The sequence below is a fragment of the Pseudomonas sp. GW822-FHT02G04 genome (assembly GCF_058802085.1).
In genome coordinates this window covers 91,323-108,311 of record NZ_JBXANU010000008.1, presented here as the reverse complement: position 1 = coordinate 108,311, position 16,989 = coordinate 91,323, and the positions used below count along the sequence as shown (strand labels likewise).

Sequence of the window (16,989 nt, the reverse complement as noted above, 5' to 3'; positions counted from 1 at the left end):
TTGCGCCGTTCAGTGACGTTGCAGCAACCCGCGCAAGGCGAGGACGGCAGGGATTCCCAGCCCCAGCCAGCTCAATCCATCCCACACGCCATCGCCCAACAACGCGGCAAACAGCCCGGCGACGCTGAGCAAGGCGATGACCGTGGGTGTGGCGAAGACTTTCCAGAAGCTCGACTGCCTCGGCCTCATGCTGCGCTCTCCGCTTTTTCGAGCACAGATCGGGCGGTCTTGCGCCGCACCACCCACAGATACACCCCGCTGCCGAGCACGATGATGGTCAGCACATCAAGGATCGCCCAGAGGATTTTCATCGGCATGCCGCCGTAGTCACCGAAGTGCAGCGGCTGCGACATGCCCATGGCGTCCATGTACCACGGCCGCTCGGCCACCGCCGTGACTTGCAGGGTGCTGGCGTCGATCAACACTGGCGTCAGCAAGTGCGAGGTCAGGTGGGTACTGCCTTTCATGAACACGGCGTAATGGTGTTCGCTGGAAAACCGGGTGCCGGGGAAGGCGATGAAGTCCGGTTGCATGCCTGGCGCGACGTCTTTGGCGATGCCGAGCAAACGGCTCGCGGGCGCCAATTGCGTCAGCGCCGGCGCATCGCGATAGGGCGCGATCATCGCGCTCAGGCTGTCGTTGCGCCATGCGGCGATCAGCAAGTCGGCGCAGGCGCTGATCACGCCTGTAACGCCGACCACCAGCGCCCAGGTCAGGGTCACCACGCCGATCAGGTTGTGCAGGTCGAGCCAGCGCAGACGGGTGGATTTGTCGTGGCGCACGGTGGCGAACTTCAAACGCCGCATGAACGGCAGGTACAACACCGTGCCGGAGACGATCGCCAACACAAACAGGATGCCCATGAACGCCAGCAGCAACTTGCCCGGCAGGCCGGCAAACATGTCCACGTGCAGGCGCAGCATGACCATCATCAGCCCGCCGTTGGCCGACGGCATCTCCAGCGCTTCGCCGGTACGAGCATCGAGCATGAAGGTGTGGGACGAGTTGGGCTCGGTGCCGGCGGTGGCCGCCATGATTGCGATCACGCCGTTGGGGTCTTCGTCGTCGTAGCCGAAGTATTGCATGACCTCGCCGGGGCGATGTTTTTCAGCGGCTTGCACCAACTGCTGCAAATCCAGCTGCGGGGTATCGGCCGGCATTGCTTTCAACTCGGCGGCATCGCCCAGCAGGTGGTCGATCTCGTGATGAAAGATCAATGGCAGGCCGGTGAGGGCCAGCATCAGCAGGAAGACCGTGCAGATCAGGCTGGTCCAGGTGTGAACGAATGACCAGCTGCGGATGGTTTTACTCTTCATTTCATTGCCTTCAGAAAGACCAAAGCCGTCCTCGAAGGACGGCCTGGTCGTGGCGCGTGTCAGTTCAGGCGATTACCACTTGTACGTAGCGCTGGCGACGACGCTGCGTTGGTCGCCGTAGTAGCAGTAGAAGCTGTCGCAAGTGGAGATGTAGTCCTTGTCGAACAGGTTGGTGGCATTCAGTGCCAGCGACGCACCTTTGAGGCTGTTATCCAGACGGCCCAGGTCGTAATGGACCGCCGCGTCGAACACCGTGTAGGCGTCAGCCTTGCCCAGCCAGGTGTTGCCCTGGTCGCCATAGGTATTGCCGGTGTAGCGTGCACCGGCACCGATGCCGAAACCATCCAGCACACCGTTGTGCCAGGTGTAATCGGCCCACAGCGACGCTTGCTGGTTCGGCATCAGTTGCAGGCGATTGCCCTTGAAGTCACCCTTTTGCACTTCGGACTTGGCCAGGGTGTAGGCGGCGATGACTTTCAGGTTGTCGGTGACGTCGGAAACGGCTTCCAGCTCCAGGCCTTTGACCTTCACTTCGCCGGTCTGGCTGGTAATCGAGACGTTGTCCGAGTTGGTCGTGGTGACGGAGACGTTTTTCTGCGTCAGGTCATAGACCGCAGCCGTCAGCAGGGTATTGCTGCCCGGCGGTTGGTACTTGATGCCCAGTTCCCACTGTTTGCCTTCAGTCGGCTTGAACGACTCGGTCGGCGATGCGATGGCTTTACTGGTCGGCTGGAACGACTCGGCGTAGGACAGGTAGGGCACGAAGCCTGAGTCGAACACATAACTGATCGCCGCGTTGCCGCTGAATTTCTTGTCCCGTTCGGTGTTGGTGGCATCACCCTTATTGAAGAATCTGGTGCCCGTGTGGACCCAATCCTCGCGACCACCGAGGGTCAGACGCCATTGGTCGAGGGCCATTTGGTCCTGGACGTACAAGCCGGTCTGGTAGGTCTTCTGGTCGTAGTCATAGAACGCCGTCGAGCGTGCCGGGCGAACGATTGGCTGGCCATAGATCGGGTTGTTGACGTTGGTGGTCAGGCCGTCGCCGAAAATCGAGGTGTAGTTGCTGTTGGTACGCTGGTGATCAAGACCGATCAACAGAGTGTGGCGAATGTCGCCGGTTGCAAAGTCACCCTGGAAGTTGTTGTCCACGGCGAACTGGCTGATGTCCTCGTCGACACTGGTGCTCGAACGACCCACGTTGCCCTGGGCATCGACCTGGGTGAACGGGTAGGCGCCCGGCGTGAGGGCCTGGAAGGACAGGTCCGTCTTGGTGTAACGCAGGTTCTGCTTGAACTGCCAGACATCATTCAAACGGTGTTCAAAGGCATAGCCCAGTGCGTAGTAGGTGCGGTCGTAGTATTCCCAGTCCGGGTCTCCAAGGTTTTTGTGATGGGATATATCGCCGAGCGGCGAACGGATCTTCGTGCCTTGCACCGGCAGGAACTGGCTGGTGATGCCTGTGTCGTCGCGGGTAAATTGCGTCAGCAGCGTGAACCTGGTGTCAGGGTCGATGTTCCAGGTCAGGCTCGGTGCAATGTTGTAGCGTTTGTTGTCGATGTGATCGACCCGTGTGCCGCTGTCGCGCAATACACCGCTCAGGCCATAGAGAAAGCGGCCTTCGTCATCGATCTTGCCGGTGCTGGCGAAGCTGATTTGACGATGGTTGTCGCTGCCGTATTGCAGCTGGATTTCATGGCTCGACTCGGCGCTGGGACGGCGGCTGACCATGTCCAGCAGGCCGCCCGGCGGGGTCTGGCCGTAAACCGAAGAGGCCGGGCCGCGCAGCAGGGCCAGGCGATCAAGGTTCCAGGTTTCCTGTTTCGGGTTGGCGTAAACGCCTCTCGGCAGGGGCAGGCCATCCAGAAACTGGGTCGGCTCGAAACCGCGTACCCGCAGCCAGTCGTCTCGAGTATCACTGCCGAAGCTGCTGGCGACGATGCCAGGCATATAGCGCACGGCGTCATCGAGGTTTTGCACGCCGCGATCTTCCATTTGCTGGCGGGTGGCAACGGAAATCGAACGCGGCGCTTCGACCAGCGCGGTATCGGTCTTGGTGCCAGCGGCGGTGCGCGTGGCAACGTAACCTTCGACCGGGCTCCAGGCCGTTTCAGCATTTTCCACACCTATGACGGCGGTTTCCGGCAAGGCCATCACGCCTTCGGGCACGGCCACCAGGCTGTAGGTGCCGGCGCTACTTTGTTCCAACTGCAGGCCGGTGCCGCGCAAGGCTTCACGCAGGGCGCCAGTGGCGTCGAACTGGCCCTTCACCGGCGCCGAAGTCTTGCCCGCTGCCAGCGACGGATTCAGCGACAGTGCCAGGCCGGCCTGGCTGGCGATCTGGTTCAGGGTGCAGGCCAATGGCGCAGCCGGCAGGTTGTAGGCGCGAACGCTGGACGCCTGTTCGGCCGCTATCAGCTGACTGCTGGCCAGGGGGGCACAAAGGGCAATGGCGAGCGCCAGCAAATGGGGGCGCAACACGGTGTCTAGCGAACGGGACATACAGCGGCTCCTGAATGGAAATATTTCTCAATTGCCTAGGTGCCGGACGAGAATCAAAAAGTGATAGGGCAGGATGAAAATAATTTCGATTCAGTCATCTGAGCCAATCGTTCCCATGCTCTGCGTGGGAATGCCTCTAAGGACGCTCTGCGTCTGCTCTTGAATGTGACGCAGAGCGTCACGGGCTGCATTCCCACGCAGGAGCGTGGGAACGATCATTTAGCGGGCTTGATTCAGGGCTTGGTCTCGGCCTTAGCGACCGTCACCCACCAAGGCGTGTGCCGTTCGATCTGCACCGGCAGGGTCGGCAGCAGGGCGCTCAGTGCCAGGTCGGTGTTGTGTAGCGGAAAGCTGCCGGTGATGCGCAGGTCGGCGACTTCTGGTGTGACGCCAAGATGTCCGCGACGATAGCGGCCGAGTTCCTGGACCAGATCCTCCAGTCGCGTGTTGTCCACCACCAGCATGCCGCGGGTCCAGGCATCGGCGCCGAGGTTGAGCGCGATGATGGGGTCCAGGCCATTGCTGCGCATCAGCACTTGCTGACCTTCGCGCAGGATCTGTTCCTCGGAGCTCGATTCGGGATGGGCTGCCACCGCGGATTGCAACACACTCAGGCGCGTGCCTTGGTCTTCACGCTTGACCAGGAACCGCGTGCCCAGTGCGCGCAGGCTGCCTTCGCGGGTTTCGACGATGAATGGCCGGGCATCGCCATGGCCGGTTTCGACAAGGATTTCCCCTTCTTGAAGGACGATCCGCCGCTGCTTATCGTCGAAGCGCACATCCACCGCGCTGTGGGTGTTGAGGTTGATCAGCGTGCCGTCGGTCAGGCGCAGGGTGCGCTGCTCGCCGGTGGCGGTGCGCTGGTCGGCCAACCAATAGTCGATGGGCAGATAACGCTCACCGGCGAACAGCGCCAGGCCGATCACCGCGACGATGCCGGCCAGGCCGCTGCCCAACTTGCGCACCCGCCGCCGAATGACTTCACGCGATTGCAGCAAGGCGGTGCGGGCCGGGCCGTTGGCGACGCTGAAACGCTGGTCGAGCATGCCCAACTGACGCCAGGCCCGAGCATGTTCTTCGTGGGCCGCATGCCATTTGGCGAATTCTTCGCGCTCCACTGCATTGCCGGAGTCCAGCGACAGTTGCCAAGCAATCGCGGCATCCAGCACCTGCGCCGACACCGGCTTGGAACTGACCGGGCTCATACCGGCTCACCGTACAAGGCGATGTAGCACTGGCGAATGCCTTGGGCCAGGTACTGACGAACACGCGGCACTGACACACCCAGACGCTTGGCAATGTCTGCATGGCCGAGGCCGTCGAGCCGGTTATACAGAAACGCCGCCCGGGCCTTGCTCGAGAGTTTGCCCAGCAAGCGGTCGATGGCTTTGAGGTCTTCGAGGATCAGTTGCTGCTCTTCCACCGACGGTTGTTCGCTTTCGGGGATCAGCATCAACTCGGTGAGGTAGGCCTGTTCCAGCGCGGCGCGGCGGAAGTAGTCGAACAGCAGGCCCTTGGCGATCGCCACCAGAAACGCCCGGGGTTCGCGAGGTTCTTTCAGTTCGTTGCGACCCAGCAAGCGCACGAAGGTGTCCTGGCTCAGGTCTTCGGCCCGTTGTGGGCAGGCCACGTTGCGCCGCAGCCAGGCCAATAGCCAACCGCGATGGTCGCGATACAACGCACCAACGAGCTCACTCTGGGGGCTTTGGACTGACGACACGCAACATCACCGATGGGGGAGTGTTAAGTAACGAGAATTGTTCGCGATTGTGGCAGAGGCGGGGGAGGTAAGCAATTGGCGCTGGTCGGGTGATCTGGGCTGGTGCGGTTTGGCGTCGAGCACAAACCTGTGGCGAGGGAGCTTGCTCCCGCTCGGCTGCGAAGCAGTCGCAAAATCAGCGAATGCAGTGTGTCTGAGGAATATGTGGTGATTGGTTTTAGGGGCGCTGCGCACCCCAGCGGGAGCAAGCTCCCTCGCCACAGAGATGTGTGAAACCTAGAAAGAAGGCGCTTGCCGTCGCCGTCTCCACTGACTCAACCGCTGTTGCAGGTTCAACGGGCTATGGATCTGCTGCTGTCGCGCCCGGCTGAACAAAATCAGCATTAGCTCCGCCGTCGCCAAGGCATCGGCACTGGCGTTATGCCGTTCGAAGACCTCCAGCTTGAACCAGTCGATCCACTCGTCCAGCCCGGCCTCGCGAAAGTGTGCCTGGGGGCAAAGCAGCGGGGCGATGTCTGCCACATCCAGAAACGGATGCTGCAGCTTGTAACCCAGATGTTCTTTCAGCGCCCGCCCGAGCATGTGCTGGTCGAACGGCGCATGAAAGGCCAGCACCGGACTGTCGCCAACGAACTCCATGAACTCGAGCAAGGCTTGCGCCGGGTCGCTGCCGGCGGCAATGGCGCTCGGCCCCAGCCCATGAATCAACACGCTGGGGCCGAGTTTGAGTTCGGTGCATTGCAGCGTGCGCTCGAACTGCTGGCTGAAGTCGATCGCCCCATCCTCGATCACCACGGCTCCGATGGACAGCAGCCGATCCTTGTTCAGATTCAGCCCGGTGGTTTCCAGGTCGAGCACTACCCAGCGTTGCTCGCGCAGGCTGCAGTCGCTCAGCTCGGCCACGGTCGGCAAGCGCTCCAGACGGTGTTGCAGTTCGCCGGGCAAAACGGGACTGGCCGGGCGCAGCCATGAAAACAGACTCATAACTGATACCGCAGGGTCAGGCTGCTTTGCAGGCGTTGGGCCTGGCGCAGAGATTCACGCAGGATGCGTCGGTCCAGATGATTGAGGCTGTCGGGATCGACCCGGTTGGAGTAGGGCAAGTTCTCCCGGGTCTGTAGCTGATGTTGCTGCATGCGGGTTTGCTGGATGAAGTGGTACGCCTCTTCATAGGCCGCGCCGTCCAGCTGATCGATGACCTCTTTTTCCACCAATTGGCGAAAGCGCTCCAGGGTGTTGTTGGCGTCTATGCCGTGGGCCAGGGCCAGCACTCGCGCGCCGTCGACGAATGGCGTCAGGCCCTGGAGTTTCAGGTCGAGGGTGGCTTTCTCGCCATTCTTGCGGGCCAGGACGAATTCGCGGAAACGCCCTACGGGCGGACGGTTGCGCAGGGCGTTCTCGGCCATCATGCGCTGGAACAACCGGTTGTCGCCGACCTGATCGAGAATGCCCCGGCGCAGTTGCTCGCAGCCCCGCTCATCGCCCCAGACCACGCGCAGATCGAAATAGATACTCGACCCCAGCAGGTTTTCCGGTGTCGCCTCACGGATAAACGCCGCAAAGCGTCGTGCCCATTCGACCCGGGACAAACACAGTTCGGGGTTGCCGGCCATGATGTTGCCCTTGCACAAGGTAAAGCCGCACAGCGCCAGGCTCTGATTGATCTGCTGGGCGATGGGCAGCAACTTGCCGCGTATCTCGGCGGCATGGGCCGCATCGCGAGCTTCGAACAGAATGCCGTTGTCCTGATCGGTATGCAGCGTCTGCTCGCGGCGGCCTTCGCTGCCAAAACACAGCCAACTGAACGGTACGCCGGGGTCTCCTTTCTCCGCCAGGGCCAGTTCGATCACCCGGCACACGGTGTGGTCGTTGAGCAGGGTGATGATATGGGTGATCTGCGTCGAGGACGCGCCGTGGGCCAGCATCCGCTCGACCAATTGGCCGATTTCGCCGCGGATCGCCACCAGGTTTTCCACCCGCTGGGCACTGCGAATGGTCCGCGCCAGGTGCACCAGATCGACCCTTTGCAGGGAAAACAGATCGCGCTCCGAAACCACGCCGCACAGGCGCTGATCCTTGACCAGGCAGACGTGGGCGATGTGTCGCTCGGTCATGGCGATCGCTGCGTCGAAGGCGCTGTGGTCCGGCGACAGGAAAAACGGCGCCCGGGTCATGTGCCGCTCGATGGATTCATTGAAATCGCTGGTGCCGTTGGCCACCACATGCCGCAGGTCGCGCAAGGTGAAAATGCCCAGCGGCGCCTTTTGCTCATCGACCACCACAATGCTGCCGACTTGCTGATCGTGCATCAGCGTCACTGCTTCACGCAGGGGCGTGATCGGGCTGCAGGTTACCGGGTGACGCATGGCCAATTCGCCCAACCGGGTATTGAGCGAGTACTGGGTGCCGAGGGTCTCCACAGCTTTTTGCTGGACTTGCTGGTTGACCTGGTCCAGCAAACTGCTGACACCGCGTAGGGCAAAGTCGCGGAACGGGTTGGACAGTGCGAACAGTTTGATGAACGCGAGCTTATTCAGCTGTAGGCAAAAGGTATCTTCGGCCGCCAGATGTTCGGTGCGCGTCGCACGTTCGCCCAGCAAGGCGGCAAGGGGAAAACACTCGCCGGTGGTGATTTCGAAGGTGGTTTCGGTGCCACCCTTGGCCGTATGCGGGCGTTCCCCCACGACCCGGCCCTGTTTGACGATGTAGAAATGCTCGATCGGGCCATCGGCGGGTTTGATGATGCTCTCGCCGGGGGCATAAAAACGCAGCTGACATTGTTCGACCAGATACGCCAGGTGGGCGTTTTCCATCTGATTGAAGGGTGGGAAGCGCTGCAGGAATTGCAAAGTGCCCTGGATGTTCTGCAACACCGCGGTTTTCCCTGCCTGGGTGAAGGCGTCCGCTTTACTCATAACCATTACCGCAGTCTTTTTCGAATTGTTGTGTCGGATTGTTCCGGCCATGGTCGACCCCTGCGGGGAGGGTGCCCATTGGACGTAAGTCTAGGTAGGCAGTGCAGTGGCCTGAATATGGGAAATGTCTGACACAACTGTGGGAAAAACCTCCTACATTGTCTATTGGAATAACTTTCGACGAAGTGCACATTGAAGCTCTGCTGAGCGATGTCTGACCTCTGTGTCAGGGATCGAACCGAAAACGTTGAGAACACCATGTCCGACCACGATATTTTGAGTGATGCCGAGCGCGAAGCGCTCAGCGCCGTCATGCTGGAACCAGACTTGCCGCCGCAGCGGGTGCTGGTCGTCGATGACGATAAGGATGCCAGGGAGCTGCTGTCGGAAATTCTGGGCCTGGATGGCATTCACTGCATGACGGCGGCCAGCGGCGAAACAGCGCTCAAAATGCTGGCGGAGAAGCCGTCGATCGGTCTGGTGATTACCGATCTGCGGATGGGGCATGTCGATGGCCTGGAACTGATCCGTCAGGTGCGGGAGTCGGCGCGTGCGGCGTTGCCGATCATCATTGTTTCCGGTGATGCCGATGTGAAGGATGCGATCGAAGCCATGCACTTGCACGTCGTGGACTTTCTGCTCAAGCCCATCGATAGCGAAAAATTGCTTGAGTTGGTCAAGCATGAGTTGGGGATGGATGTGTAGCGCGGACTTCCAGGTTGGCAGCTTTTGTGGCGAGGGAGCTTGCTCCCGCTGGGTTGCGAAGCAGCCCCAAAACCAGCGCTCTCGATGTACCTGATACACCGCATACATAGCGTTTACGACTGCTGCGCAGTCGAGCGGGAGCAAGCTCCCTCGCCACAGGATTCGCGGTGTAAAAAAAGCCCTGATCTCTCGATCAGGGCTTTTTCACGTCCAGCGTCAGCGTTTACTCAAAGGCCATTGGCAGCCTTGAACTCGCGACGACGACGGTGCAGAACCGGCTCGGTGTAGCCGTTTGGCTGTTTGGTGCCTTCGACCACCAGCTCGACCGCCGCCTGGAAGGCGATGTTGCTGTCGAAGTCCGGTGCCAGCGGGCGGTACAGCGGGTCGTTGGCGTTCTGACGGTCAACCACCGGCGCCATGCGCTTGAGGCTTTCCATCACTTGCGCTTCGGTAACGATGCCGTGGCGCAGCCAGTTGGCGATGTGCTGGCTCGAAATACGCAGCGTCGCACGGTCTTCCATCAGGCCGACGTCGTTGATGTCCGGAACTTTCGAGCAACCTACGCCCTGGTCGATCCAGCGCACCACGTAACCGAGAATGCCCTGGGCGTTGTTGTCCAGTTCGTTCTTGATCTGTTCCGCAGTCCAGCTCGGATTCACAGCCAGCGGGATAGTCAGGATGTCGTCCACCGAAGCACGCGCACGTTTGGCCAGTTCGGCCTGACGGGCGAACACGTCAACCTTGTGGTAGTGCAACGCGTGCAGCGCCGCAGCGGTCGGCGATGGAACCCAGGCGGTGTTGGCGCCGGCCATCGGGTGCGCGATTTTCTGTTCCAGCATCGCCGCCATCAGGTCGGGCATGGCCCACATGCCTTTACCGATCTGGGCGCGACCTTGCAGGCCGGTGCTCAAGCCAATGTCGACGTTCCAGTTCTCGTAGGCGCCGATCCACTTCTCGGCCTTCATGTCGGCCTTGCGCACCATCGGGCCGGCTTCCATGGAGGTGTGGATTTCATCGCCCGTGCGGTCGAGGAAACCGGTGTTGATGAACACTACGCGCTCGCTGGCAGCCTTGATGCAGGCCTTGAGGTTGACCGTGGTACGGCGCTCCTCGTCCATGATCCCGACTTTGAGGGTGTTGCGCGGCAGGCCGAGGACGTCTTCGATGCGACCGAACAGCTCGTTGGTTAACGCGGCTTCTTCAGGGCCGTGCATCTTCGGCTTCACGATGTAGACCGAGCCGGTGCGGCTGTTCTTGCGTGAGCTGTTGCCGTTGAGGCTGTGGAGCGCCGCGAGGCAAGTCACCAGACCGTCGAGAATGCCTTCCGGCACTTCGTTACCGTCTTTGTCGAGGATCGCGTCGATGGTCATCAGGTGACCGACGTTACGCACGAACAACAGCGAGCGACCGTGCAGGCTCAGTTCGCTGCCATCGAGAGCGGTGTAGGTGCGGTCGGCGTTCATGGTGCGGGTAAAGGTCTGACCGCCCTTGGAGACTTCTTCCGACAGGTCGCCCTTCATCAGGCCGAGCCAGTTGCGGTAGATCACCACTTTGTCATCGGCATCGACTGCGGCGACCGAGTCTTCGCAGTCCATGATGGTGGTCAGCGCGGCTTCCATCAGGATGTCTTTGACACCGGCTGCGTCGGTCTGGCCGACCGGGGTGCTGGCGTCGATCTGGATTTCAAAGTGCAGGCCGTTGTTTTTCAGCAGGATCGCGGTCGGAGCCGCCGCATCGCCGTGGAAACCGATCAGTTGAGCATCGTTGCGCAGGCCAGTGTTGCTGCCGCCCTTGAGGGCAACGACCAGTTTGCCGTCAACGATTTTGTAGCCGGTGGAGTCGACGTGGGAGCCGGCAGCCAGTGGCGCGGCTTCGTCGAGGAAGGCGCGGGCGAAGGCAATGACCTTGTCGCCACGCACCTTGTTGTAGCCTTTGCCCTTTTCCGCGCCATCCGCTTCGCTGATGGCGTCGGTGCCGTAGAGCGCGTCATACAGCGAACCCCAGCGGGCGTTCGAGGCGTTGAGCGCGAAGCGCGCGTTCATTACCGGCACCACCAACTGTGGGCCGGCCATGCGGGCGATTTCGTCATCGACGTTTTGTGTCGTTGCCTGGAAATCGGCCGCTTCTGGCAGCAGATAACCGATGTCTTGCAGGAAGGCTTTATAAGCCACGGCGTCGTGTGCTTGACCGGCACGGGATTGGTGCCAGCCATCGATACGAGCCTGGAAATCATCGCGTTTGGCGAGTAGGGCTTTGTTCTTCGGCGCCAGGTCATGGATGACCTTGTCGGCACCGCCCCAGAACGTGTCGGCGGTGAGGCCGGTACCGGGAATGGCTTCGTTGTTCACGAAGTCGAACAGGACTTTGGCGACCTGCAGGCCACCGACTTGAACGTGTTCAGTCATTGCTTGCCTCACTCTGCTCAGCTATTTCGCTTTTCAGCTCTTCAATTTAACAATGAAGCCTCTGGCCATTTAAACCACAAACCCTTCTGCCAGTACATGCCATTGCTGGCGGCTGGGTTCGATCCGATCAACGGCATTGCGGCCTTGCTGACGGGGCTTTCAGGGTTGCGACGGCGCCTGTGGCAGACATCGATCCAACGTTATGTAGTGCGCGCTGCGGCATACTACATGATGAATTGCGGTTGTGAAAATTAGACTAATTACGTCGTTCTGCGACCCCATGACGCATTGCAGTCATGTCGGGGAACGAGATGTTCTCAAAAAACTATTGGATTGTTCCAGCTAAATATAAAAACTTGTACACATAATCTTCGATGCCCTGCTATAGGGCATTGCTTTTGTGGCGAGGAAGCTTGCTCCCGCTGGGGCGCGAAGCGGCCCCCTGCATTTATTCAGGCGGACCGCATTCGCTGTTTCTTGCGACTGCTTCGCAGCCGAACGGGAGCAAGCTCCCTCGCCACAAGAGCCAAAGCAGCACCGCACCGAATCCAGCGCCTTGCCTATACTTGCCTTTCCATAACAAAAGTCATGACTAGAGGGCTGCGCCATGGACCATCTCGTACTCACGGTATTCGCCCCGGACAAGCCCGGGCAGGTCGAGCGCATTGCCCAATGCATCGCCGAGCACGGCGGCAACTGGCTGGAGAGCCGCATGTCGCGCATGGCCGGGCAGTTCGCCGGGATTCTTCGGGTGGGCGTGCCCGCCGAAGCCTACGATGAACTGGTAGACGCCCTGCAGGGACTGTCGACCCAGGGCATCCGCGTGATGATCGCCGAAAGCAGCATCGAACAATCCTGTACCTGGAAGCCGATTGCCATGGAACTGGTGGGCAATGATCGTCCGGGCATTGTGCGAGACATTACGCGTCTGCTGAGTGAGCAAGGGGTGAGCCTGGAGCGGCTGGTGACCGAAGTGCGTCCGGCGCCGATGAGCAGCGAGCCGTTGTTCCATGCCGAAGCAATTCTCGCGGTGCCCCTGACGTTGTCTTTGGAGGTGCTGCAATCGCGCCTGGAAACCCTGGCGGACGATCTGATGGTCGAATTGGTGCTGCGCAGCGAACCTTGAACAGGTTATCCAAGTTATACGTGCACCTGCCTGTGGATAACCTGTAGAGACACCCCGCCAGCCCACGTCGGCCGGGGCTCTTCAGGATCTGATCAAAAAACCAGCAGTTTCAGTGACTTGCGCACAAACGCCGGGGATCACGCTGTGGATAACCTTGGGAAGGATGGCTGCAGGCCGCGAGAGACGTGGCCTGTATAGGTTTGTACATTTTCTGATCAGCTGCGGCGGCGCAGACTTATCCACGCGTCGATGCTGTAAACCGCCAGACCTGCCCAGATAAAGATGAACGCCACCAGCGTGCTGGATGACAAGTGCTCGCCAAACAGCAGAACGGCTTGCAGCAACACCAGCGTCGGCGCCAGGTACTGGAGAAATCCGAGGGTGGTGTAGGGCAAGTGCCGTGCCGCGGCGTTGAAACACACCAGTGGCACCAACGTCACCGGACCGGCGGCTACCAGCCACCAGGCTTCGGAGCTGGTCCAGAATGCGGCTTGCGCGCTGGTCGCCGTCGGGTTGAACAGCAGCCAGGCGACAGCAATCGGCACCAGCATCCAGGTTTCCACCACCAGCCCCGGCAGCGCCTTGACCGGCGCCTGTTTGCGGATCAGGCCGTAGAAGCCGAAGGTCAATGCCAGCACCAGCGACACCCACGGCAGACTGCCGACTTGCCACACTTGCTGCGCGACACCGACCGCCGCCAGCCCCACCGCAATCCACTGCATACGCCTTAGCCGTTCGCCGAGGATCAGCATCCCCAACAACACGTTTACCAACGGATTGATGTAGTAACCGAGGCTGGCTTCAAGCATGCGTCCATTGTTCACCGACCAGACGTAAGTCAGCCAGTTGGCCGCGATCAGCGTGCCGCTCAGGGCCAGGATCGCCAGCCGCCGTGGATTCTCACGCAGCTCGCGCCACCAGCCGGGGTGCTTCCAGACGAGCAGCAGCAAGGCGCCGAACAACGCGGACCAAAGCACTCGGTGGATGATGATCTCCACGGCGGGCACGCTGGCGATGGCTTTGAAGTAGAGCGGGAACAATCCCCAGATGATGTAGGCACTCAGGCCCAGAATGTACCCGCGACGCGGGTTGGCGGCTTGCATGAGAATCCTTGCTTAGGCAGCTAACAAAGAAGGGATTGTAAGGAGGTTGTATAGATGTGTCGTGCCCGAATGCAAAAGATCGCGGCGCCCCAAGGCGCGTAGGAGCTGCCGAAGGCTGCGATCTTTGATCTTTTGATCTCGAAATCCTGAAATTAAAAAAGCTTCAACGGCTCTTCATTCAGCGCAGCCAATTGCTCACGCAACGCCAACACTTGATCGCCCCAATAGCGCTCGGTGCCGAACCACGGAAAGCTGCGGGGGAAGGCCGGGTCGTCCCAGCGGCGGGCGAGCCAGGCGCTGTAATGCATCAACCGCAAGGCGCGCAGCGGTTCGATCAGCGCCAGTTCCCGCGGATCGAAGTCGTGGAATTCGCTGTAGCCATCCATTAATTCCGACAACTGCCCCAGACATTCCTGACGGTCACCCGCCAGCATCATCCAGATATCCTGAACCGCCGGGCCCATGCGGCAGTCGTCGAGGTCGACGATGTGGAACATCTCGTCGCGGCACATCATGTTGCCGGGGTGGCAATCGCCATGCATGCGGATGTTCTGGTGTGGCGTGGCCTGGTAGACCTCTTCCACGCGCTTGAGCAGGTCGCGGGCCACGGATTCGTAGGCGGGCAGCAGGCTGCGCGGGATGAAATTGCCTTCGAGCAAGGTGGTCAGCGAGTCATGACCAAAATTCTTCACCCCTAGCGCTTCACGATGCTCGAACGGTTTTGTAGCACCGACCGCATGCAGGCGACCCAGCAGTTGGCCCAGGCGATACAGTTGATCAAGGTTGCCCGGCTCCGGAGCGCGGCCGCCACGGCGAGGGAACAGGGTGAAACGGAAACCGTTGTGTTCGTGCAGGCTTTCATCGTTGTGGATCATCGGTGCGACCACCGGTATATCGCACTCGGCGAGCTCGAAGGTGAAACGGTGTTCTTCGAGAATCGCTTCGTTGGTCCAGCGCTGCGGACGGTAAAACTTGGCGATCAGCGGCTCGGAGTCTTCGATGCCAACCTGATAGACACGGTTCTCGTAGCTGTTGAGCGCCAGAATGCGCGCGTCGCTGAGAAAGCCGATGCTTTCGACGGCATCGAGCACGAGGTCTGGGGTGAGGGTTTCAAACGGGTGGGCCATGCTGACTCCTGCGCGCGGCAGGCTGCCGCGTCCGGCCAAGCATGGTAGCGCAGACGGGGCCTCTTTAGGGGGTGGGCTTGAGGTAAGAGTTGTTTGGGCTGACGCTTTCGAGGGCAAGCCTCGCTCCTACAGTAGGCGCGAGGCTTGCCGCGAAGAGGCCCTGTCAGGCGCCGACGATCCCGCCATCCTCGCGGGTAATTGCCATCACCGAAGACCGCGGCTTGCCATTGGGCAGATGCTCAGGGAACGTCGACCCGCCGTTTTCCCCCGGATGCTGAATCCCGACAAACAAGGTCTTCTGATCCGGCGAGAAGCTGATCCCCGTCACCTCACAACCTATCGGCCCGACCATGAAGCGGCGGATCTCGCCAGTCACCGGGTCAGCACAGAGCATCTGGTTATTGCCCATGCCCGCGAAGTCACCCGCGTTGCTCGAGTCGCCGTCGGTCAGAATCCACAAGCGCCCGGCCTTGTCGAAGCCCAGGCCGTCCGGGCTGTTGAACATGTTCTGCGGGGTGATGTTCGACGAGCCGGCCTTCGGCGTGCCGGCGTGGACGCCCGGGTTGCCGGCGACCACAAACAAATCCCAGGCAAAGCTATTTGAACCGTGATCGTCGCGGTCGGTGCGCCAGCGCAGGATCTGCCCGTAGACGTTCTTCGCGCGCGGGTTCGGGCCGCCCACCGGTTGGCCTTCTTCGCCGCGTTTGGCGTTGTTGGTCAGGGTGCAATAAACCTGGCCGTCCTTGGGGCTGACGACGATCCATTCCGGGCGGTCCATGCGCGTGGCGGTTACCACACTGGCTGCGAGACGTGCATGAATCAGTACTTCGGCCTGATCGGCAAAGCCGCTGCTGGCGTCGATGCCGTTCTTGCCGTGGGTCAGTTCGATCCACTGACCCTGGCCTTTCGGATGATCGGCGTTGCCGTCGCCCGCATCGAAACGCGCCACGTACAAGGTGCCGTGATCCAGCAGGTCGCGGTTGGCTTTGGGGTTTTTGTGGTTGATCTTGTCGCGGCTGACGAATTTATAGATGAACTCGCCACGTTCGTCGTCGCCCATGTACACCACGGCGCGACCGTCGTTGGTTTCGGCCAGGGCAGCGTTTTCATGTTTGAAGCGGCCCAGCGCGGTGCGTTTGACCGGCGTCGATTGCGGATCGAACGGGTCGATTTCCACCACCCAGCCGTGGCGGTTGAGTTCGTTGGGATTTTTCGCCAGGTCGAAGCGTGGATCGTGTTGATGCCAGTTGATGTCTTTGCTGGTTGCCACTGCGCCGTAGCGTTTCTGCGCGGCGTCGAATTTTTGCTCGGCATTGCTGCTGCCGAAGCAGTCGGTGAAGTTCTCTTCGCAGGTCAGGTAAGTGCCCCACGGTGTTTTGCCGTTGGCGCAGTTCTGGAAGGTGCCGAGGACTTTCTTGCCGTGTTTGTCGGCACTGGTTTTCAGCAGGTCGTGACCCGCTGCGGGGCCGCTCAGTTTGATGGGCGCATTACCGTGAATGCGCCGGTTGTAGCGCGAGCCCTGGACGAACTGCCACTGGCCGTTCTTGCGCTGCACTTCAATCACCGACACGCCTTCGCAGGCCAGGGCCTTGCGCACGTCTTCGGCCGATTGCGGCATGCCGCCATGGGGGTAGAGGTAGCGGTAATTGGTGTATTCGTTGTTGATCGCCATCAGCGCCCGGTCTTTGTCGCCAGGGAATTCGAACAGGCTCATACCATCGTTGTTGTCGCCGAACTGGACTTCCTGAGCCTGGGCCGTGCCGTTACCGCTCGGGTCGAATGCCGGGCCATTTTTTTGCAGAGGCTGGCCCCAACTGATCAGTACCGAGGATTTGTAGCCCGGCGGCAGGGTGATGGTGTCGGTGGTGGCGGCGGCGATGCTGTCGAAGCCCAACAGCTTGCTGGAGCCGGCGCTGACGCTGGCGGCCAGCACGCTGCGACTCAGCAGGTTGCCACCGAGAAACATCGCCGCACCGCAGAGGGCGCCGGCGCTGATGAAGCCACGACGGCTGAGGCCGACCATTTTTTCGAGGTCGGTGGGTTGGTTGTCTTCTAATAGGCTCACATCAG

General features: G+C 60.7%; 14 protein-coding genes. 3 read left to right on the top strand and 11 right to left on the bottom strand.

The window, feature by feature from the left end; genetic code table 11:
* Nucleotides 1-9: 9 nt before the first annotated feature.
* The 7 genes from AC1RO5_RS13265 to AC1RO5_RS13235 form a co-directional block, all read right to left on the bottom strand.
* Nucleotides 10-189 (bottom strand): hypothetical protein, encoded by a 180-nt coding sequence (locus AC1RO5_RS13265; protein ID WP_493175388.1) that lies wholly within the window; start codon nt 187-189, stop codon nt 10-12.
* Nucleotides 186-1,316 (bottom strand): PepSY-associated TM helix domain-containing protein, encoded by a 1,131-nt coding sequence (locus AC1RO5_RS13260; protein WP_493175387.1) that lies wholly within the window; start codon nt 1,314-1,316, stop codon nt 186-188. The genes AC1RO5_RS13265 and AC1RO5_RS13260 overlap by 4 nt, the downstream gene beginning before the upstream one ends.
* A 72-nt stretch (nt 1,317-1,388) precedes the next feature.
* Nucleotides 1,389-3,818, bottom strand: coding sequence for a TonB-dependent siderophore receptor (locus tag AC1RO5_RS13255; protein WP_493175385.1), 2,430 nt, complete (start codon nt 3,816-3,818; stop codon nt 1,389-1,391).
* A 233-nt stretch (nt 3,819-4,051) separates the two neighbouring features.
* On the bottom strand, nt 4,052-5,023 hold the full coding sequence (locus AC1RO5_RS13250) for a FecR domain-containing protein (protein ID WP_493175383.1): 972 nt from the start codon (nt 5,021-5,023) through the stop codon (nt 4,052-4,054).
* Nucleotides 5,020-5,538 (bottom strand): RNA polymerase sigma factor, encoded by a 519-nt coding sequence (locus AC1RO5_RS13245; RefSeq protein WP_493175381.1) that lies wholly within the window; start codon nt 5,536-5,538, stop codon nt 5,020-5,022. Before AC1RO5_RS13245 ends, AC1RO5_RS13250 begins: the two co-directional genes overlap by 4 nt.
* Before the next feature lie 276 nt (nt 5,539-5,814).
* Nucleotides 5,815-6,522 (bottom strand): 3'-5' exonuclease, encoded by a 708-nt coding sequence (locus AC1RO5_RS13240; RefSeq protein ID WP_493175379.1) that lies wholly within the window; start codon nt 6,520-6,522, stop codon nt 5,815-5,817.
* Nucleotides 6,519-8,459, bottom strand: a complete 1,941-nt coding sequence (locus tag AC1RO5_RS13235; protein ID WP_493175376.1) for a putative nucleotidyltransferase substrate binding domain-containing protein — start codon at nt 8,457-8,459, stop codon at nt 6,519-6,521. The genes AC1RO5_RS13240 and AC1RO5_RS13235 overlap by 4 nt, the downstream gene beginning before the upstream one ends.
* A gap of 252 nt (nt 8,460-8,711) precedes the next feature.
* Here AC1RO5_RS13235 and AC1RO5_RS13230 point away from each other — a divergent pair, with 252 nt between their 5' ends.
* Nucleotides 8,712-9,158 carry a response regulator gene (locus AC1RO5_RS13230; protein WP_493175373.1) on the top strand — a complete coding sequence of 149 codons (447 nt, stop codon included), beginning with the start codon at nt 8,712-8,714 and terminating at the stop codon, nt 9,156-9,158.
* A gap of 227 nt (nt 9,159-9,385) precedes the next feature.
* Here AC1RO5_RS13230 and AC1RO5_RS13225 read toward each other — a convergent pair whose 3' ends face one another.
* The gene (locus tag AC1RO5_RS13225; RefSeq protein ID WP_493175370.1) at nt 9,386-11,563 is read right to left on the bottom strand and encodes a malate synthase G; all 2,178 of its coding nucleotides are present in this window, start codon (nt 11,561-11,563) and stop codon (nt 9,386-9,388) included.
* Here AC1RO5_RS13225 and AC1RO5_RS13220 point away from each other — a divergent pair.
* A complete protein-coding gene (locus AC1RO5_RS13220) occupies nt 11,546-11,818 on the top strand; it encodes a hypothetical protein (protein ID WP_493175367.1) in 273 nt (90 codons plus the stop codon). The genes AC1RO5_RS13225 and AC1RO5_RS13220 overlap by 18 nt on opposite strands.
* A gap of 352 nt (nt 11,819-12,170) precedes the next feature.
* Nucleotides 12,171-12,689, top strand: coding sequence for a glycine cleavage system transcriptional repressor (locus tag AC1RO5_RS13215; RefSeq protein ID WP_007936467.1), 519 nt, complete (start codon nt 12,171-12,173; stop codon nt 12,687-12,689).
* 215 nt (nt 12,690-12,904) lie between these two features.
* Here the strand turns inward: AC1RO5_RS13215 and rarD are convergent, their stop codons facing one another.
* The 3 genes from rarD to AC1RO5_RS13200 form a co-directional block, all read right to left on the bottom strand.
* Nucleotides 12,905-13,792 (bottom strand): EamA family transporter RarD, encoded by an 888-nt coding sequence (rarD, locus tag AC1RO5_RS13210; RefSeq protein WP_490135056.1) that lies wholly within the window; start codon nt 13,790-13,792, stop codon nt 12,905-12,907.
* Nucleotides 13,793-13,944: 152 nt separating this feature from the next.
* Entirely contained in the window at nt 13,945-14,919 is a 975-nt protein-coding gene (locus AC1RO5_RS13205) for a serine/threonine protein kinase (protein WP_493175366.1), read from the bottom strand.
* 163 nt (nt 14,920-15,082) lie between these two features.
* Complete coding sequence (locus AC1RO5_RS13200) at nt 15,083-16,984, bottom strand: PhoX family protein (RefSeq protein ID WP_493175362.1); 1,902 nt, start codon at nt 16,982-16,984, stop codon at nt 15,083-15,085.
* Nucleotides 16,985-16,989: the final 5 nt, after the last annotated feature.

Excerpts from the sequence above, each read along its gene's own strand:
- AC1RO5_RS13235 (WP_493175376.1), bottom strand. The coding sequence starts at position 8,459 with ATGGTTATGAGTAAAGCGGACGCCTTCACCCAGGCAGGGAAAACCGCG.
- AC1RO5_RS13255 (WP_493175385.1), bottom strand. The coding sequence starts at position 3,818 with ATGTCCCGTTCGCTAGACACCGTGTTGCGCCCCCATTTGCTGGCGCTC.
- rarD (WP_490135056.1), bottom strand. The coding sequence starts at position 13,792 with ATGCAAGCCGCCAACCCGCGTCGCGGGTACATTCTGGGCCTGAGTGCC.
- AC1RO5_RS13225 (WP_493175370.1), bottom strand. The coding sequence starts at position 11,563 with ATGACTGAACACGTTCAAGTCGGTGGCCTGCAGGTCGCCAAAGTCCTG.
- AC1RO5_RS13205 (WP_493175366.1), bottom strand. The coding sequence starts at position 14,919 with ATGGCCCACCCGTTTGAAACCCTCACCCCAGACCTCGTGCTCGATGCC.
- AC1RO5_RS13260 (WP_493175387.1), bottom strand. The coding sequence starts at position 1,316 with ATGAAGAGTAAAACCATCCGCAGCTGGTCATTCGTTCACACCTGGACC.
- AC1RO5_RS13230 (WP_493175373.1), top strand. The coding sequence starts at position 8,712 with ATGTCCGACCACGATATTTTGAGTGATGCCGAGCGCGAAGCGCTCAGC.
- AC1RO5_RS13215 (WP_007936467.1), top strand. The coding sequence starts at position 12,171 with ATGGACCATCTCGTACTCACGGTATTCGCCCCGGACAAGCCCGGGCAG.
- AC1RO5_RS13240 (WP_493175379.1), bottom strand. The coding sequence starts at position 6,522 with ATGAGTCTGTTTTCATGGCTGCGCCCGGCCAGTCCCGTTTTGCCCGGC.
- AC1RO5_RS13250 (WP_493175383.1), bottom strand. The coding sequence starts at position 5,023 with ATGAGCCCGGTCAGTTCCAAGCCGGTGTCGGCGCAGGTGCTGGATGCC.
- AC1RO5_RS13265 (WP_493175388.1), bottom strand. The coding sequence starts at position 189 with ATGAGGCCGAGGCAGTCGAGCTTCTGGAAAGTCTTCGCCACACCCACG.